The organism is Eubacterium pyruvativorans (assembly GCF_900102225.1).
Taxonomy (GTDB): domain Bacteria; phylum Bacillota; class Clostridia; order Peptostreptococcales; family Anaerovoracaceae; genus Aminicella; species Aminicella pyruvativorans.
Genome location: NZ_FNBF01000009.1, coordinates 62415 through 77437 on the forward strand (window position 1 = coordinate 62415; position 15023 = coordinate 77437).

The following is a 15023-nucleotide window of genomic DNA, read 5'->3' on the forward strand; positions in this document are numbered from 1 at the left end:
TTCTTCGGACCGAACCCGGTGCGGCCTGTCGGAAAGCACCGGATTACGGCCGGCTTCCTTCCGACAGGCCGTTCTCTGCTAAAAGGCCGTTTTCTGTCGGCAGACCGTCCTCCGCCAGTACGGCCTCCAGTTCCGCTTTCGAGGCGCCCGGATCCGTTTTCTGAAACAGAATGCCGGGAATCCCCAGCCCCCGGGCTGCAGCGATGTTCGCCGGGTTGTCATCCAGGAACACCCACTCTGACGGTGCGAGGGAATACTTCTCCATCAGAATCCGGTAGATCTTCCGGAACGGTTTCACCAGCCCGGTGTCGCAGGACCACACCCCGCCGTCCATGTGGGGCAGGAAATCCAGCGCCTCCGGATTCAGGGACTTCACATGTTCCGAGTAATTCGAAAGGAACAGCACCCGGTATCCCCTTGCCTTCAGTTCTTCGATCCACGGGATCGCATAATCCTTCCGGGTGATGCAGGATCCGCATCCGTAATACGCCTCCCGGATCTGCGGGGCGTACTCCGGCGCCCGGGCGGTCATTTCATCCAGTATTTCCTCTTCATTCAGAATACCCCGGTCCATCTCATTCCAGATGCCGCTCTCCCACATGGCCCGGTTCACCGCTTCGATGGTGGTTTCATCGAAGCGGCTCCTCATGAAGTTCATCCAGTCGAAACCGACCAGCACATTTCCGATATCGAATACCACGGCTTTGATTGCCATTTCTCTCTCCGTTTCCTCAGCCCTCAGAACATTTCGTGAAGCAGGAAGGCCAGCCGGACCTGAATCCGGTTGTCCAGCACCCCCAGATCCATGTTCAGAATCTTCGAGGCCTGATTGATCTTGTATGTCACTGTGTTCCGGTGGACGAACAGTTCCTTCGCAGTGGCAGCGATGCTTCCGTTGTTTTTCAGATAAATCCGGAGAACCTCCGACAGATCCGCATCCTTCTCCCGGTCGTGCTCCAGAAGCGGTCCCAGCACCCTCTGGAAATATTCCCGCTTGATCTCCTCATCCTCGATGCCCAGCAGCAGACGGTAGATCCCCATATCGGTATAAAAAATACTGGTCATGGGAACCGACTTCCGAAGCTGCAGCTTCACAATGGAGAGCGCCTGCCGGTAGCTTTTGTATACACAGCGCAGACTCCTGGTCAGCTTGCCGATTCCGGTATAAAGGATGTTCTGATCCGAAGGCAGCAGGTAACGGGTGTATTCCAGCAGATCCGTGGCCAGCCCCCGGACCTCCGAAGAGTGCTCCGTAGAAATCACTGCAATGATATCCGCTCCGTCCGTGAACACAGCGCATTTCTCGTACTCCCGCTTCAGGTGGTTCCAGAGACGCTTCCGGATGCCTTCCGCCGCCGCATACGGGTCCACCGACGTGTGCTCCATCCGGAGAACACAGATCGCATACCGGTCTTCTGCCTCGAAATGATACTGGGACAGAGGAACCACATACCGCTCCGGCTGGTCGGGAAAGAAAATCGCATTCTTAAACGCCGTGCTGATCTCCTGTTCTTTCGCGCTGTCCCGGAGGATCACTTCGCAGATTCCCTTGAAAAACTGCTCCTGGTCCACATTCTCCTTCCCTTCGAACAGCGGAAACGTCATTTCATCACAAAAATCCCGGATCCGCCGGGACACCTTCGAAATACGGGGCCCCAGCATGATAATCACACCGCAGGCGCCGCACTTCCTGAGTTCAATGATATGGTCCAGAAGCGCCTTCCCGTCACCGTCCTCCGGAAGACCCATTCCGGTGACGACGGCCAGTTCTCCGCCCTTCAGCTGTTCGGCAGATTCCCCGGTCTCCGCATGACAGATCCACGTCGCCTCATGGGACAGACCGCCGCTTCCCGCAATCAGAGAAATGCTCTGCCCCGCCTCATCTTTCATCAATGTCGCCAGGTCTACAGACATGACAAACTCCTTTCCTGTTTCGCCGCCCCGGTTCCTTTCCGCTCCTGTTCCGGTCCGTTGTTCCTCCGGACGGCATGCCGCAAGAATGTCAGATAATTGTGCATCCATCTTTCCACAATCCACCCTATTGCCATTAATATATCATATTTCTCTTTTTCTTGCTACTTTTTTTGGTTACAGGCACAATCATCCTTGTATTCTTGCACAGATCCGCACCCTTATGTCTCTGCTATAATATGCGTGTCGACAGGAAAGAGAAGAAAATTCGAAAGGAACAGACTCCTCCTTCGACATGAAGTTGTTTAAGAATATGCGTAACCGTCATGCGCAGATGATGGTACGCACGGATCTCCGCATCCCGGTGGTGTGTGAGAAATGGGTCCGGAGATCCGATTCCCTCCAAGAACGAACAAAATTACCAAGCAAGCAACTCTCTCTTTACAGCAGGGCGCAGCGGGTTTTCCGTCTGCGCCCTGTTGTATTGCAGAATGAGCGGGCGGCCCCGGCCGGATTGTCTTGTATGCGCATCGCTTTCCGCGTGTCCGGCCGGATTGTCTTGTATGCGCATCGCTTTCCGCGTGTCCGGCCGGTTGTGTATGCTTCTCGTGTATACTGTATGGAAAATGTGCGGAATCAGCTAAAAGGCCCGGATTCGCACCAAAATCACGGCTGCCGGGGTGCGAAAACAAAAGAAAAACTTAGTTAATTTATTCCAACGGCCTTCGAGGGTGCGATTCTGGAAAAAACAGGATTTCCGCACGCAGTCAAGCGGTCAGATCGCATGCGTTCCGGATATGTTGGACAAAAAATAACCCGGCTGCCGATCGATCTTTCCGGAGCCAACTGCGACCTGTCCGGAGAACGAACGAAAAAGCCGGTGATTTATAACGATGCTTGTGTTTTGGGTAGAATAATTACGATGTTAGAATTTAGTGTTCGGAGAGCAAAGTGCGGAAACGAGGTTTTCCGCAGATCCGCACCCTGCGAAATCCTGTCGTCCATGAGTTTCGGCAAAACCGGCATAAATCCGGTGCGAAATTCAGAAAAACACGATTATCGCACCCCCGGCCGGACGGCCGCACCCGACATTGATGCGCACCCCCCCGGCCGATCAGTCTGTAAACCGCTTCTCGAAATTCCCGATCACCCGGGCGTTCTCCACCAGAATGACAAAGGCCTGGGAATCGTATTTTGCTATAATCTGCCGGAGCGCCGGTTCCTCATACTTGGAAATCACGGTGACCAGCACGTGGGAATTCTCCTTTGTGTAAGCGCCTTCGCCGTCCCAATCCGTGACCCCCCGCCGCATTTCCGTCATAATCGCCTGGGCCATGCCCTCTTTTTTTGTGAAAATCATGGCCTCCAGCTTGATGTTCTGGGTGTGGACCCGGTCGATCAGGACGCCTGTCACCACGGCGAAGATAATGGAATACAGCACCGTCTGTACATCATACACAAACAGACAGATCGTGTAGATTGCCACACTGATCATTATCCCGATGTTGCCCACCTTGAAATTCGGATGGGTCTTCGCCAGACAGACGCCGATCAGGTCCTGGCCGCCCTGGCTGCTGCCCGCCCGAAGTACGATGCCCGCACCGAAGCCGGACCCCAGACCGCCGACCATGGCCGCCAGCATCGGATCTTTCACCAGCGGCACTTTCGGAATCGGAATCATCGTCAGGAAGGCAGAAGCCATCACGATAGATATCAGTGTTTCCACACAAAAACGCCGTCCCATGACCCGAAGCGCCAGCAGGAAGAACGGCACATTGATCAGGAAATAGATGATGCCCAGATAATCCACCCCCGGAATCTGGGGAATCCGGAGAACATCCACCAGAAACATCCGGATAAGCTGGGCGATTCCGGTGAATCCTCCACTATAGAAATGCAGCGGGTTGATCATCAGATTCACACCGGCCGCATAGGAAAGATTTCCGATTACAATCCACAGGGATTTCCGGAGCAGTTTTCTGTGATTCACATGATTCACGATTCCCTGTTTCGTCATATCTGTTCCTTTCATCATTTTCCCGTTCCCGGGATCTACTGCAGAGAACGTCCCAGTTTGTAGGCTTCCTTCAGTGCCGGCGAATCCTTCATCGAACCCTTCTCCGTCATGCCCGGCGCAGTGACGATCCCCATGTCTTCCCAGTGAACGAATGCATCTGTGTTGCCATTTGGTCTCGGACTTCCGTTCAGTACTACTATTCTCATGTTTTCTCCTCCTATTTCCCCAGAGTAAAGTACAGAATAACCACTGCACCCAGCACGATCCGGTACCAGCCAAACGGCTTGAAGTCGTGCTTGCGGATGTACGCCAGCAGGAACTTAATGATCAGAATAGACGAAATGAATGCCGTAATCATTCCCGTCAGCAGGATCACCAGCTCCGGCGCAGTGAAGGACAGGCCGTGTTTCAGCAGTTTCAGCAGACTGGCCCCCGCCATAACCGGAATGGCCAGAATGAAAGTGAAGTTCGCTGCCGCCGGCCGGGACACACCGATCATCAGTGCCCCCAGAATCGTGGAGCCGGACCGGGAGGTTCCCGGGAAAACAGCGGCGATCAACTGGAACATACCGATGAGGAACGCCTCCCGGTAGGTGATATCATCCATGGTCAGGGTTCTCGGCGTCGTCTTCCGGTTACGATTTTCGATGACCAGGAAGGCGATACCCACCAGAATCAGCATCACAGATACACAGACCCAGTTATAGAAATGGGCGTCGATCCAGTCATCCAGGGCCAGACCGACTACCGCTGCCGGAACGCACGCCACAATCGTTTTTGCCCACAGCCGGAGCACCTTCCGGTCCAGAATCCACATGGGTCCCTGCTTCGCATCATGCTTGCCGCCCCTGCCCCGGTGCAGCGGCCAGATGTCATGCCAGTACAGCAGCACCACGGCAAGAATTGCCCCCAGCTGAATCACCACCAGGAACATATCCCAGAATTCCTTCTTCACATTCATTGTCACGAACTCGTTCAGCAGGATCATGTGGCCGGTGCTGCTCACCGGAAGCCATTCGGTGATGCCCTCCACGATGCCGAACAGGACAGATTTCATAATGTCGATGATCATAGATCTCCTCACAATCTTCGGATCTGCCCCGGCCCCGGCAGAGTCCGGCTCCGGACAGATCCTGCAACAGGTTCAGTATTTTATCATACAATCCGACATCTGACCAGAGGGTTCCCTCACGATACCTCCCTGCCCGTTTGTGTTCCGAACACCCGGTCCATGTTCCGGATGATTCCGCCGTCCAGTTTCCTCCGGGCGGCCATATCCCGCATCACGGCAATGGTCCGGGAATGGGTCAGCCCGTCCTTGTAAGGCCGTTTCTCCCGAAGGGCCTGGTATACGTCGATACAGGCCATGAGCCGGTCCTCGAAGGACAGCTGCTGCTCCGTCAGTCCCCGGGGATATCCACTGCCGTCCAGCTTCTCGTGATGATTGGCCGCCCACTCGGTAATGTCCTCACAGCCCCGGATCCCGCTCAGCACCTTGTAGGTCTGGGATGCATGGTTCTGCATTTCCAGAAACTCGTCCCCGGTCAGCCGTCCGGGCTTCTCCAGAATATCGTTATTCACCACCAGTTTCCCGATATCATGAAATGCGCCTGCGAAACGGAACCGTTCCGCTTTCTCTTCACTCCACCCGTAGAACCGGGCCATCTCCTCGGCTTTCCGGGCCACCCCTACAGAATGGTCCCGGGTGAAACTGGACTTGTCATCCACAATGCCCGCAAAAAAATCCGTTATTCCCTGGATCTCCTTCGGCGAGAAGTCTTTCACCCCCTCCGGCACCACAGAACGCAGGCTCCGGGTCACACCCATCTCCTCCACACTCTTCACCATGGCTGTATCGAAGGTCTCCATGAACAGGTCCACGGTACGGGGACTGAACATGATTCCCCTGTTTCCCAGGACGAACCGTTCCACCTGCTCCCGGTCTTTCTCGGAGATACGGCCGAAATGCAGGTACACATCCACGGTGTCCGCAAGGTGAATGATCTGGGCGGCCGGGGGAATATTCTCTGCGGTCTTCCCGAAGGGACCGCTGCCGTCTGCATTTTCGTGATGATACAGAATCACATTCTCCGGATTCGTGATGAAGGGCATCAGCCGAACCCGTTTTTCGCCCCGGATACAGTGGCCCCGGAAGGAATCCCAGTCTTCGAACATGACATACTTCTTTCGGTCCGGAGCGCTTTCCGCCGGGTCGTGATAAGCGAATTCCACCACTGCGTTGTCGTGAAGAATCGCCAGGCCGGTGAGATCGATCAATTCCCGCCGGGACATCCCCGCTGTTCTTCCCATACAGGCGCTGATCCAGGCAACCCGTTTCCCGTGCCCTTCCATAATTCCGTTGAATTCATTCTCCACTGCGTCCAGCGCATAGGAAAGAGCATAGAGCATATCCGTAAAATTCAATATCATTCATTCTTTCTCCTCTATTCAAACAATCACCTCATTATTATTCTCCGATTTCTCCCCCCTTGTCAATATTTCCCGGCTCTGTTTCCCATTCACGATTTAAGAAATGTTAAGATCCCATTCATCGCACATTAAGATTCCTCTTGTATAGTGAATATGATTTCAGAAGAAGCATACATTGCAGATGCCCCGAAGAGGGGCAGGGGGAATCGATATGAATATCATTGAAACCATCCGAAAGCACGCTGCCGCACAGCCAGAGAAGACCGCCTTCCACTTCCGAAGCGGCGAAATCACCTACCAGGAACTCTGGGAACAGTCCGGCAGACTGTCCGGATTCCTTGCGGGAATCGAAATGCCGGCCCATCAGCCGATTCCTGTGTACGGACACAAGGACACCGGCATGCCGGTCAGTTTCCTGGCCGCCGTGCGGACCGGCCATCCGTATGTGCCGCTGGATACCAACATGCCTGAGCAGCGGATCCGGGACATCCTGGCTGCCTGCGGCAGTCCGGTGCTGCTGGCTGCGGAAATGCCCGCCTTCCCTGTTCCCGGGATCCGGGTGGTCGGCCCTGCCGACCTTCACCGAATCCGGCAGGACAGAAACATCCCCGGGCCGGATCCGGCACTTTGGAACCGGAAGGAAGACACCCTTTACATCATATTCACCTCCGGCAGCACCGGAAAGCCGAAGGGGGTTCAGGTCAGCACCGGCAATCTGGAGGCTTATCTGGACTGGTCCGTCACACTGGTGGACAACGAACCGGGGGTATTCCTGAATCAGGCGCCGTTCTCCTTCGACCTCTCCGTCATGGATGTCTACACCGGCCTGGCCACCGGATCCACAATCCTGTCCGTGGATCATGATCTGACGGAAGACCCGGCAGCGCTCCAGGGCTATCTGGAGGAACAGCAGCCGAATTACTGGGTTTCCACCCCGTCCTTTGCAGACCTCTGCCTCAGTACGCCGGAATTCGACGGCAGCCACCTGTGCGGTCTGCGGAAATTCCTGTTCTGCGGCGAACCGCTGAAACGAAGGACGGCAGAACGTCTGCTCCGCCGCTTCCCGGAAACGGAGGTCATCAATACCTACGGGCCGACGGAAGCCACCGTCTGTGTCACTGCCGTTGGAATCACCCCGGCGCTGCTGGAAGAAACAGCAGCTGATCTGCCTGTGGGATTTCCGAAACCGGGCACCGGCATGTACGCTCTGGACCGGGAGGGCAGGAAACTCAGAGCGGGAGAAACCGGGGAACTGGTCATCACCGGCGACACAGTGAGCCAGGGATATTTCCATAACCCGGAGAAGACCGCCGCCGCTTTCTTCCTGACGGAGGACGGACAGCGGGCCTATCGCACCGGTGACAGCGGCTTCATCCGGGAGGACGGCATGGTGTTCTGCCACGGCAGAATGGACGGCCAGATCAAGTTCCACGGCTACCGGATCGAGCTGGGAGACATCGAAAAGAATCTGATGCGTCTTCCGGGGGTGGAAGGTGCCGCCGTATTCCTGCAGAAGAAAGAAGGCTCCGGCGAGGGGCTGACCGCCTGTGTGCTCCAGGATCCGGCGGAGGACACCTCCTATGCCCGCAGGAAATGGATCAGAACCGCCATGAAAGAACGCATTCCGGCCTACATGGTACCCCGCCGAATCGTATTTTTTTCTGACTTCCCCATGACCATGAACGGGAAGCTGGACCGCAAGAAACTGGGAGAAATGATCTGATGCAGTTATTCCAAGACAATACCTTTTTCCTTTGCCTGGCGCTTCTGTCCCTGCCGGCGCTGCTGCTGGGCTGGCTGGAGAAACCACTGCGCCTGTACGGCTTTCTGGTGTCCGGCCTGTTCGTCTGGCTCTCCATGGGTAGCAGCCCCCGGGCGCTGATCTACCTGGGGATCTTCCTGACAGGAGAACTGGCAGCGGCAAAGATTTACCTGCGGGTGCGGTCGAAAACCGGGCGCAGTCGGAAACTCTACTATCTGTTTCTGCTGCTGTCCATTCTGCCCCTGGCGCTGAACAAATACGCCCATGCGGCCGGAGGCACACTGCACTGGTTCGGGTTCCTGGGTATCTCCTATATGACATTCAAGTCCGCCCAGGTGATTATACAGATCTACGACGGACAGATCAGGGAAGTAAAAAGTTTCCCGTACCTGTACATGATGATCTTCTTTCCGGTGCTCACTTCCGGTCCGATTGACCGGAGTGAACGGTTCCGGGAGGACATTGAACGGGTCATTCCCCGGGACGAATATATGGAACTGGCCGGAAACGGACTCTGGCGCATCATGCTGGGGCTGGTATACAAGGTGGTCATTGCGGCCCTCTTCTACCAGGTCATGCTGCGGCTGGGAAACGGAACAACCCCGGCAAGGACACTCATTTACATGTACTCCTACGGGTTCTATCTTTTCTTCGATTTCGCAGGATACAGCCTCATGGCAGTGGGTTCGTCCTACCTGTTCGGCGTCCGGACGCCGGACAACTTCAACAAGCCGTTCCTCAGCGTGGACATCATTGATTTCTGGGACCGCTGGCACATCACCCTGTCCCACTGGTTCCGGGACTTCGTATTTTCCCGGATCACCATGGATCTGATGCGCAGCCGGAAGTTCAAGAGCCGCCTGACCATCGCCGTCATCGCCTTCATGCTGAACATGGGACTGATGGGCATATGGCACGGAACAGAGCCGTATTACATTATTTACGGCCTGTACCACGGCATTCTCCTGTCCCTGACGGAGATCTACCACAAGAAATCGAAGTTCCACAAGCGGAACAAGAAAAAGAAATGGTACCGCCTGACCACCGGATTCATCACTTTCCAGCTGGTCATGATCGGATTCTTCATCTTCAGCGGCAGGATCATGATGTATCTGCCGGCATAACCGGAGGGCGGCGGAACCAGACGCAGAATATCAATCACCATAACCGAAAGAATAACACGGAGGTAACAACATGGCAGACATGGAAACCATCAAGAGCACAGTACTGGACATCCTGGAGGACGTCACCGGCGATGAAATCGTGAAGGAAGACCTGAACATCAGCCTTCCGGAGGAGGATCTGATCGATTCTCTGGGCTGGATCGAACTGCTGATGGACATCGAAGACAAGCTGGGAATTGTCATCGGTCCTACCGAGTACACCCGGGAAGAAATGGAAACACCGGCGAAGATCATCGCCGTCGTACAGAGCCGGAGTGAGAAGTAATGAAAAGACTGGCAGCATTCTGCCTGGCTCTGGTCCTGTTTCTGGGCATCTCTACCGGTATCCGTTCCTTCGCCGACGGCCGGAACCTCAGGGATCCGAAAGGAGATTTCCAGTACTGGTACAATCCGTACAAGGACCGGTGTGTCCAGGCATTAACAGACAATTTAGGAAAGAAAACCATGCTGGTATTCGGCTCTTCCGAGCTGGGTCACCAGAAAAAAAGCCGGTTCTACATCAAGAACATGTTCCACCGCAGCGACCTGGATGTTATGAATATCGGCCAGCCCTACTCCCAGGATCTGAACCACGCCACGATGCTGGCGGCACTGGCCCCTTCCATGCACACCCGCAAGGCAGTTCTCCTGCTTTCCCCGAACTGGTTCTTCGGGGAGGATGTGAAACCGGATCTCTTCAGCATCCGCTTCTCTGACTCTGCCTATGTCGGTATGCTGCAAAACCCGACCCTTTCCCGGGGGCTGAAGAAGGCGATTTCGAAGCGGACCCGTTACCTGCTCCGGGATGACCGGGCCAAGCAGAAACGGGTGGAGGCCTATGACGCCCGCTATCTTAGGCATACGAGAAACCCGCTGAAGCGGGCAGAAGCAGGGTACTACCGGTCCCACACCTGTTCCCAGGAACGGGCGGCCCTCATCATGGCGGAGAAGGTCGATAACATGAAGACCCAGAACCGTCCGAAGAACCCCCGTCCTATGGTTCCGAAGGGACAGGCTCCGGACTGGGAGCGCCTGCAGCAGATCGCCCTGGAGCGGACGCTGATTCATTCGAATAATCCCCTGCAGATTTCCGACCGGATGTGGAAGAAGAAATTCGCCCGCATTTACCGGCGGTCGAAGGGGCTACATCTCAATACCCCGGTGACCATATCCCGGGAATATGAAGATTTCGACCTGTTCCTCAGGGTCTGCGAGGAAGAAGGCATCGATGTTCAGGTGATCCTTCAGCCGGTCAGCGGCTTCTGGTATGATCACACCGGCATTGATGCGGCCCGACGGAACGAGTATCGAAAAAAGATCAGTGAAGTGGCCATGAAAAACGGGGTGAAAGTGACAGACCTCTCGAAATACAGTTATACACCGGGCATGCTCACCGATGCCGTACACCCGTGGAAGAAAGGATGGGTCATTCTGGATGAAAAAATCTACAATTTTTACAAAGCTCCTGCACTATATTAAGGACCGGGAATTCTGGAAATACACGCTTCAGTTCCTGGCTCTGCTCCTGGTGCTTTACCTCTTCAGCCTGTTCTCCATGGGAATCACCTCACCGGTGTTCACCTATGCGGTGTTCTGATGGAAACAGGGGATTCCACCGCAAAAACCAACAGAAAGGAAGGAGATTCATGTTTCCTATACATCGCCCGGATAGAACGGGGTATAATCATACTGATATTGATGCAGTCCGTGAAGCAGCGAGGAACGAAATGGCACAGGAACAGGGAAAAATATTGATTATCGAGGACGATCCGGATATTCGAACGATCATCAAACAGCTTTTGTCCGGCGAGAACTATCAGGTCAGCGAAGCCGAAAGCGCAGAGGAGGGCCTCCCGCTCCTGGACGAAGACACGGATCTGGTCATTCTGGATATCATGCTGCCGAACATGTCCGGGCTTTCTGCCTGTGAGAAGATCCGGGAGACATCCAACGTGCCGGTTCTGTTTCTCACCGCCAAGTCCCAGGAATCAGACAAGCTGATCGGCCTCATGGCCGGAGGGGACGACTACCTGCCGAAGCCCTTCTCCTATGCGGAACTTCTGGGGCGGATCAAGGCGCTGCTCCGGCGCTACCGGGTCTACCGGGGAAAGGAAGACAGTGCGGGGAAGGAAAAGGCAGAAAGTTCCCATCTCCGGTTCGGAGATCTGTCCCTGGACACGGCATTCAACCATGTGGAGAAGGGCGGAGAGGCCTGTACCCTTTCCGATATTGAATACCGGATGCTTCGTCTCATGATGCAGCATCCCAATCAGATTTTTTCGGCACAGATGCTGTACGAAACGATCTGGAACGAACCTTATTTCTACACTTGCAGCAACACCGTCATGGTTCACATCCGGAAAATACGGAAGGCGGTAGAAGACGATCCGAACAACCCTAAGCGGATCCGGACTATCTGGGGAAAGGGCTATCAATTTGAAACACATTCGGGCAATTAAATCGATCTATACGAAGCTGACGCTGCTGCTGGTGCTGGCAGCAGTTATCTCACTGACATTCTTCGGAATTGTGCTGTACGCATCCGTCACGGCGGCGGATTCCTACTATGACTCCGCTTCCGTTACCAACAAAATGGAGCTGAAATACGCCCGCAGCCTTCAGCGTTATGTGAAAAAGAACAATCTGAAGAGCACCGACACGAAAGCCATCAACCGCTGGGTGGATCAGCACAGCATGCTGTCCATGTGGGTGACGAAGAAAGGGGAAGTTGTATACAACTCGGACACCGACCAGTACGACGAGGACTATTCCGGATCAGCGGACACCTCCCGCCGGAACCGCCCGCTGTACATCACATTCGCCGACGGAAAGACCGAAGTGTTTTTCGAGGGGATCTTCTCCTACTCGGTGTATTTCATGCTCATCATTCTTTCTGTGACGCTGACCGCCGTTCTGTTTCTGACCATCGTTCTTCTGGGCGTCCGTCGGAGGATGCGCCGCATCCGGGATCTGGAGCAGGAAGTGAAAGTGCTGCGCAGCGGCAATCTGGACCACGAGATCCTGGCCCGGGGGGATGACGAGATCGAAGAACTGGCCCGGGAAATCAACAACATGCGGAAAGCACTGAGAACCCAGATGCAGAAGGAGCTGAAAGCTCGGCAGAGCAGTCAGGAACTGGTTACCGAGCTGAGTCACGATCTGCGCACCCCCCTCACTTCCATTCTGCTCTATTCCGATATGATTCAGAACGGACGGTGCGAGAGCAGAGAACAGATGATGCAGTATGTGGACCGTATTTCCGTGAAAGCGAACCAGCTGAAGGGCCTCACCGGCGAGCTGTTTGAATACGCACTGATCGGACAGAGCAGCGCCGTTGAACTTCAGACCGCAGGTTTCCGGGACGTATTCTTCGATCCGCTGTCCGTGGTCATCAGTTATCTGTCCGAGGCCGGATACCGGTGTGAGGGGGAGCCGGAATGGACTGACCGGCCGGTCTATTTCTATCCGGACTACGTGCCCCGGATTTTCGATAATGTGGTATCCAATGTGCAGAAATACGCCGATAAGTCGAATCCCATCCGGATCCGGACGAAATTCGACGATCATTATTCTTCCATCTGTTTTCAGAACCGGACGAATCCGGAGAAATACCGGCGGGACCGGCACCGGGTCGGTCTGAAAAACGTCCGGAAGATGATGGAGGCCATGAACGGCCTGTGCGAGGTGGACGCCGAAGATGCAGAGACGTTTACTGTGACACTCCGGTTCCGGAATGCTTGAACCCCTTCAGCTTCCGGCGGAGAACACGGTGTGACGGGGTCCCTGCGCCGGCACCGTCCCGGATGCCCAGCATCGAGAAGGCCGTCCGGACGATTCCCAGATAAACCAGCAGCATGAAGATCGGCAGCAGAATCGTGCGGATGATCAGTTTCGCAATGCCATCCATGAAACTGCCCAGCACCTTCTCTCCCTCCGCTTTCAGCGCACTGGCGGATGTGCCGATCAGATCCTTGGCGGATTCCAGCAGATTTTTATTTTCCTTCGCCCTGGTCTGCCCTTCGATCTTCCCGGTGCCATTCTCTGCATCCTGCACCGTCTGTTTCACACTGCTCAGGCTGAACGTCTCCAGATGATCTGAGGCGAAGAGACACACCGGCACCACAGAATACAGCAGCACCCCGGCCAGCGCCAGCACTGCCGCCCCCCGGAGAAGCGCCTTTCTTCGCCGGAACACCCATAGAATCAGAATCCCGCAGGCCACCGGAATCAGAATCCGGAACGCCAGAAATCCGGTCAGTGTCAGCAGACAGGACTCCAGATACACCGCTGCGAGGATCACCAGCAGATAACCGCTCAGATCCGCCAGCTTATTTGCCACCGGCGTGGTGGCATCGCCCGGCACAGCCGCCACCACCGCAGAGGCCACTGCGGCAGAAGCCGTCATTTCCATCACCGTCGTTCTGGTTTCCTTCAGCGACTTCCCGGCCCCGGCGAGCACCCGGTCCGAAGTAAAATAATCTGCTGCCACAAAAAAAGACAGCAATCCCGCAATCAGCGCAGCGGCAATCACTGCCGCTGCTTTTCCCTTACTCGACATCTTAACTCCTATCGCATTCTGGGAACCTGCTGCACGAATAATCCGTCTCGGTTGCAGAAATAATAGATCCGCATACCGCCGCTGATCTTGAAACGGGCCGCAGCATTCCCCTCCGGATATAATTTCACGATATTCATTCTATCAGAAGAGGCCGCAGCGATAAAGGAAAAATAGTGCGCCTTCCTCATCTCATGCTCCACCGTAACATAATATTCATCCTCCACCTGCTCCACCTGAAGCCGGTGCCGCTCATCCGCCGGTCGCTTCCCGGTCCGTCACCGACCGGTTCCCCGCCGATCCCGAATGATTCCCGCCGATCCCGAATGATTCCCGCCGATCCCGGTCCATTCCGTCTCAGGCGCCGGCCTTCTGAGGCTTACAGACATCACACCAGCCCCGGGCCCCCGTCACTTCCTCCAGTTCCCGGGGTGTAACACGGACAGAAGTAAATTCGGATCCCCCTGCCGGGTGCACAACCCCAAAACGCTTCATCGATACATCCAGCCAGATCTCCACCCCTTCCTTCACGGCAAAAGGACAGACCCCGCCCGGTTCGTGTCCGATCAGTGCATTCACCTGATCTCTGGGGATCATATGAGGCTTCTCGTGAAACTGCGCCTTGAACTTCGAGCTGTTCACCTTCACGTCCCCGGCCATCACCACCATCACCGGGGATCCCCCTGCCAGAAAAGTCAGCGTCTTCGCAATCTCTGCCTCACTGCACCCCACCTGTATGGCCGCATGCTCCACCGTATCGATGGTCTCCTGATGAACCGTGATCCGGCCCTCCATTCCCTTCTCCTTCAGATATTCCCTGACCTTCTCCGCTGACATAATCAGCTCCTCCTCCTACAATAAAGTTGTAGGTAACAGACACCTGACAACCAGCCAGGATCTGCTCCCTTTCATTGCTAAAGCTGTACAATGGTGTGGCATGGATCTGACTTGTTCCTCCTAGGACCATATGGCGTCCGCACGAAAGCCTGTCAGCCAGCCATACTCATTTGCAGCCGTTCGGTTTATGCAGGTTGAACCGATTTACTAATTACATTGCGTTCGTGTGATACCCCAGGAGATTGAATCGGCAATGAGAAAACTGGTCATCCATTGCAATTTCAATATCGGAGGTATCAGTGATGTTAAACGCAGTAGGTATTGATGTGTCAAAAGGCAGAAGCACGG

Annotated in this window: 16 protein-coding genes; 7 read left to right on the forward strand and 9 right to left on the reverse strand. The window is 55.1% G+C overall.

What is annotated here, in order from left to right:
- Window positions 1-43: 43 nt before the first annotated feature.
- The 6 genes from BLQ24_RS04910 to BLQ24_RS04935 all read right to left on the reverse strand — a co-directional run bounded on the left by BLQ24_RS04910 (window position 44) and on the right by BLQ24_RS04935 (window position 6358).
- On the reverse strand, window positions 44-715 hold the full coding sequence (locus BLQ24_RS04910) for an HAD family hydrolase (RefSeq protein WP_090163271.1): 672 nt from the start codon (window positions 713-715) through the stop codon (window positions 44-46).
- 23 nt (window positions 716-738) lie between these two features.
- A complete protein-coding gene (locus tag BLQ24_RS04915; protein ID WP_090163273.1) occupies window positions 739-2022 on the reverse strand; it encodes a helix-turn-helix domain-containing protein in 1284 nt (427 codons plus the stop codon).
- 1003 nt (window positions 2023-3025) lie between these two features.
- A complete protein-coding gene (locus tag BLQ24_RS04920; RefSeq protein ID WP_242869589.1) occupies window positions 3026-3946 on the reverse strand; it encodes a YitT family protein in 921 nt (306 codons plus the stop codon).
- A 17-nt stretch (window positions 3947-3963) separates the two neighbouring features.
- Window positions 3964-4134 (reverse strand): hypothetical protein, encoded by a 171-nt coding sequence (locus tag BLQ24_RS10075; RefSeq protein WP_176755862.1) that lies wholly within the window; start codon window positions 4132-4134, stop codon window positions 3964-3966.
- An 11-nt stretch (window positions 4135-4145) separates the two neighbouring features.
- Window positions 4146-5000, reverse strand: a complete 855-nt coding sequence (locus BLQ24_RS04930; protein ID WP_207644943.1) for an undecaprenyl-diphosphate phosphatase — start codon at window positions 4998-5000, stop codon at window positions 4146-4148.
- Between the two features lie 116 nt (window positions 5001-5116).
- The gene (locus BLQ24_RS04935; RefSeq protein ID WP_090163275.1) at window positions 5117-6358 is read right to left on the reverse strand and encodes an HD domain-containing phosphohydrolase; all 1242 of its coding nucleotides are present in this window, start codon (window positions 6356-6358) and stop codon (window positions 5117-5119) included.
- Between the two features lie 211 nt (window positions 6359-6569).
- On the opposite strand from BLQ24_RS04935, the gene dltA reads away from it, so the two are divergent.
- The 7 genes from dltA (at window position 6570) to BLQ24_RS04965 (ending at window position 13024) form a co-directional block, all read left to right on the forward strand.
- Entirely contained in the window at window positions 6570-8081 is a 1512-nt protein-coding gene (dltA, locus tag BLQ24_RS04940; protein WP_163427249.1) for a D-alanine--poly(phosphoribitol) ligase subunit DltA, read from the forward strand.
- Window positions 8081-9244 (forward strand): D-alanyl-lipoteichoic acid biosynthesis protein DltB, encoded by a 1164-nt coding sequence (gene dltB / locus BLQ24_RS04945; RefSeq protein ID WP_090163279.1) that lies wholly within the window; start codon window positions 8081-8083, stop codon window positions 9242-9244. The genes dltA and dltB overlap by 1 nt, the downstream gene beginning before the upstream one ends.
- Before the next feature lie 70 nt (window positions 9245-9314).
- Window positions 9315-9569, forward strand: a complete 255-nt coding sequence (gene dltC, locus BLQ24_RS04950) for a D-alanine--poly(phosphoribitol) ligase subunit DltC (RefSeq protein WP_242869590.1) — start codon at window positions 9315-9317, stop codon at window positions 9567-9569.
- Window positions 9569-10762 carry a D-alanyl-lipoteichoic acid biosynthesis protein DltD gene (dltD, locus tag BLQ24_RS04955; RefSeq protein WP_090163280.1) on the forward strand — a complete coding sequence of 398 codons (1194 nt, stop codon included), beginning with the start codon at window positions 9569-9571 and terminating at the stop codon, window positions 10760-10762. The genes dltC and dltD overlap by 1 nt, the downstream gene beginning before the upstream one ends.
- Window positions 10719-10880 carry a hypothetical protein gene (locus tag BLQ24_RS10080; RefSeq protein WP_163427252.1) on the forward strand — a complete coding sequence of 54 codons (162 nt, stop codon included), beginning with the start codon at window positions 10719-10721 and terminating at the stop codon, window positions 10878-10880. The genes dltD and BLQ24_RS10080 overlap by 44 nt, the downstream gene beginning before the upstream one ends.
- Window positions 10881-11010: 130 nt before the next feature.
- Complete coding sequence (locus BLQ24_RS04960) at window positions 11011-11742, forward strand: response regulator transcription factor (RefSeq protein ID WP_090163282.1); 732 nt, start codon at window positions 11011-11013, stop codon at window positions 11740-11742.
- Window positions 11720-13024, forward strand: a complete 1305-nt coding sequence (locus BLQ24_RS04965) for a HAMP domain-containing sensor histidine kinase (RefSeq protein WP_090163285.1) — start codon at window positions 11720-11722, stop codon at window positions 13022-13024. The genes BLQ24_RS04960 and BLQ24_RS04965 overlap by 23 nt, the downstream gene beginning before the upstream one ends.
- Here the strand turns inward: BLQ24_RS04965 and BLQ24_RS04970 are convergent.
- The 3 genes from BLQ24_RS04970 to BLQ24_RS04980 form a co-directional block, all read right to left on the reverse strand.
- A complete protein-coding gene (locus BLQ24_RS04970; RefSeq protein ID WP_090163287.1) occupies window positions 12993-13841 on the reverse strand; it encodes a hypothetical protein in 849 nt (282 codons plus the stop codon). The genes BLQ24_RS04965 and BLQ24_RS04970 overlap by 32 nt on opposite strands.
- Window positions 13842-13849: 8 nt before the next feature.
- Entirely contained in the window at window positions 13850-14065 is a 216-nt protein-coding gene (locus BLQ24_RS04975; RefSeq protein ID WP_143004252.1) for a hypothetical protein, read from the reverse strand.
- A 130-nt stretch (window positions 14066-14195) separates the two neighbouring features.
- Entirely contained in the window at window positions 14196-14675 is a 480-nt protein-coding gene (locus BLQ24_RS04980; protein WP_090163291.1) for a YbaK/EbsC family protein, read from the reverse strand.
- Between the last annotated feature and the right edge of the window lie 348 nt (window positions 14676-15023).

Excerpts from the sequence above, each read along its gene's own strand:
- BLQ24_RS04910 (WP_090163271.1), bottom strand. The coding sequence starts at position 715 with ATGGCAATCAAAGCCGTGGTATTCGATATCGGAAATGTGCTGGTCGGT.
- BLQ24_RS04915 (WP_090163273.1), bottom strand. The coding sequence starts at position 2,022 with ATGGATGCACAATTATCTGACATTCTTGCGGCATGCCGTCCGGAGGAA.
- BLQ24_RS04920 (WP_242869589.1), bottom strand. The coding sequence starts at position 3,946 with ATGATGAAAGGAACAGATATGACGAAACAGGGAATCGTGAATCATGTG.
- BLQ24_RS10075 (WP_176755862.1), bottom strand. The coding sequence starts at position 4,134 with ATGAGAATAGTAGTACTGAACGGAAGTCCGAGACCAAATGGCAACACA.
- BLQ24_RS04930 (WP_207644943.1), bottom strand. The coding sequence starts at position 5,000 with ATGATCATCGACATTATGAAATCTGTCCTGTTCGGCATCGTGGAGGGC.
- BLQ24_RS04935 (WP_090163275.1), bottom strand. The coding sequence starts at position 6,358 with ATGATATTGAATTTTACGGATATGCTCTATGCTCTTTCCTATGCGCTG.
- dltA (WP_163427249.1), top strand. The coding sequence starts at position 6,570 with ATGAATATCATTGAAACCATCCGAAAGCACGCTGCCGCACAGCCAGAG.
- dltB (WP_090163279.1), top strand. The coding sequence starts at position 8,081 with ATGCAGTTATTCCAAGACAATACCTTTTTCCTTTGCCTGGCGCTTCTG.
- dltC (WP_242869590.1), top strand. The coding sequence starts at position 9,315 with ATGGCAGACATGGAAACCATCAAGAGCACAGTACTGGACATCCTGGAG.
- dltD (WP_090163280.1), top strand. The coding sequence starts at position 9,569 with ATGAAAAGACTGGCAGCATTCTGCCTGGCTCTGGTCCTGTTTCTGGGC.
- BLQ24_RS10080 (WP_163427252.1), top strand. The coding sequence starts at position 10,719 with ATGAAAAAATCTACAATTTTTACAAAGCTCCTGCACTATATTAAGGAC.
- BLQ24_RS04960 (WP_090163282.1), top strand. The coding sequence starts at position 11,011 with ATGGCACAGGAACAGGGAAAAATATTGATTATCGAGGACGATCCGGAT.
- BLQ24_RS04970 (WP_090163287.1), bottom strand. The coding sequence starts at position 13,841 with ATGTCGAGTAAGGGAAAAGCAGCGGCAGTGATTGCCGCTGCGCTGATT.
- BLQ24_RS04980 (WP_090163291.1), bottom strand. The coding sequence starts at position 14,675 with ATGTCAGCGGAGAAGGTCAGGGAATATCTGAAGGAGAAGGGAATGGAG.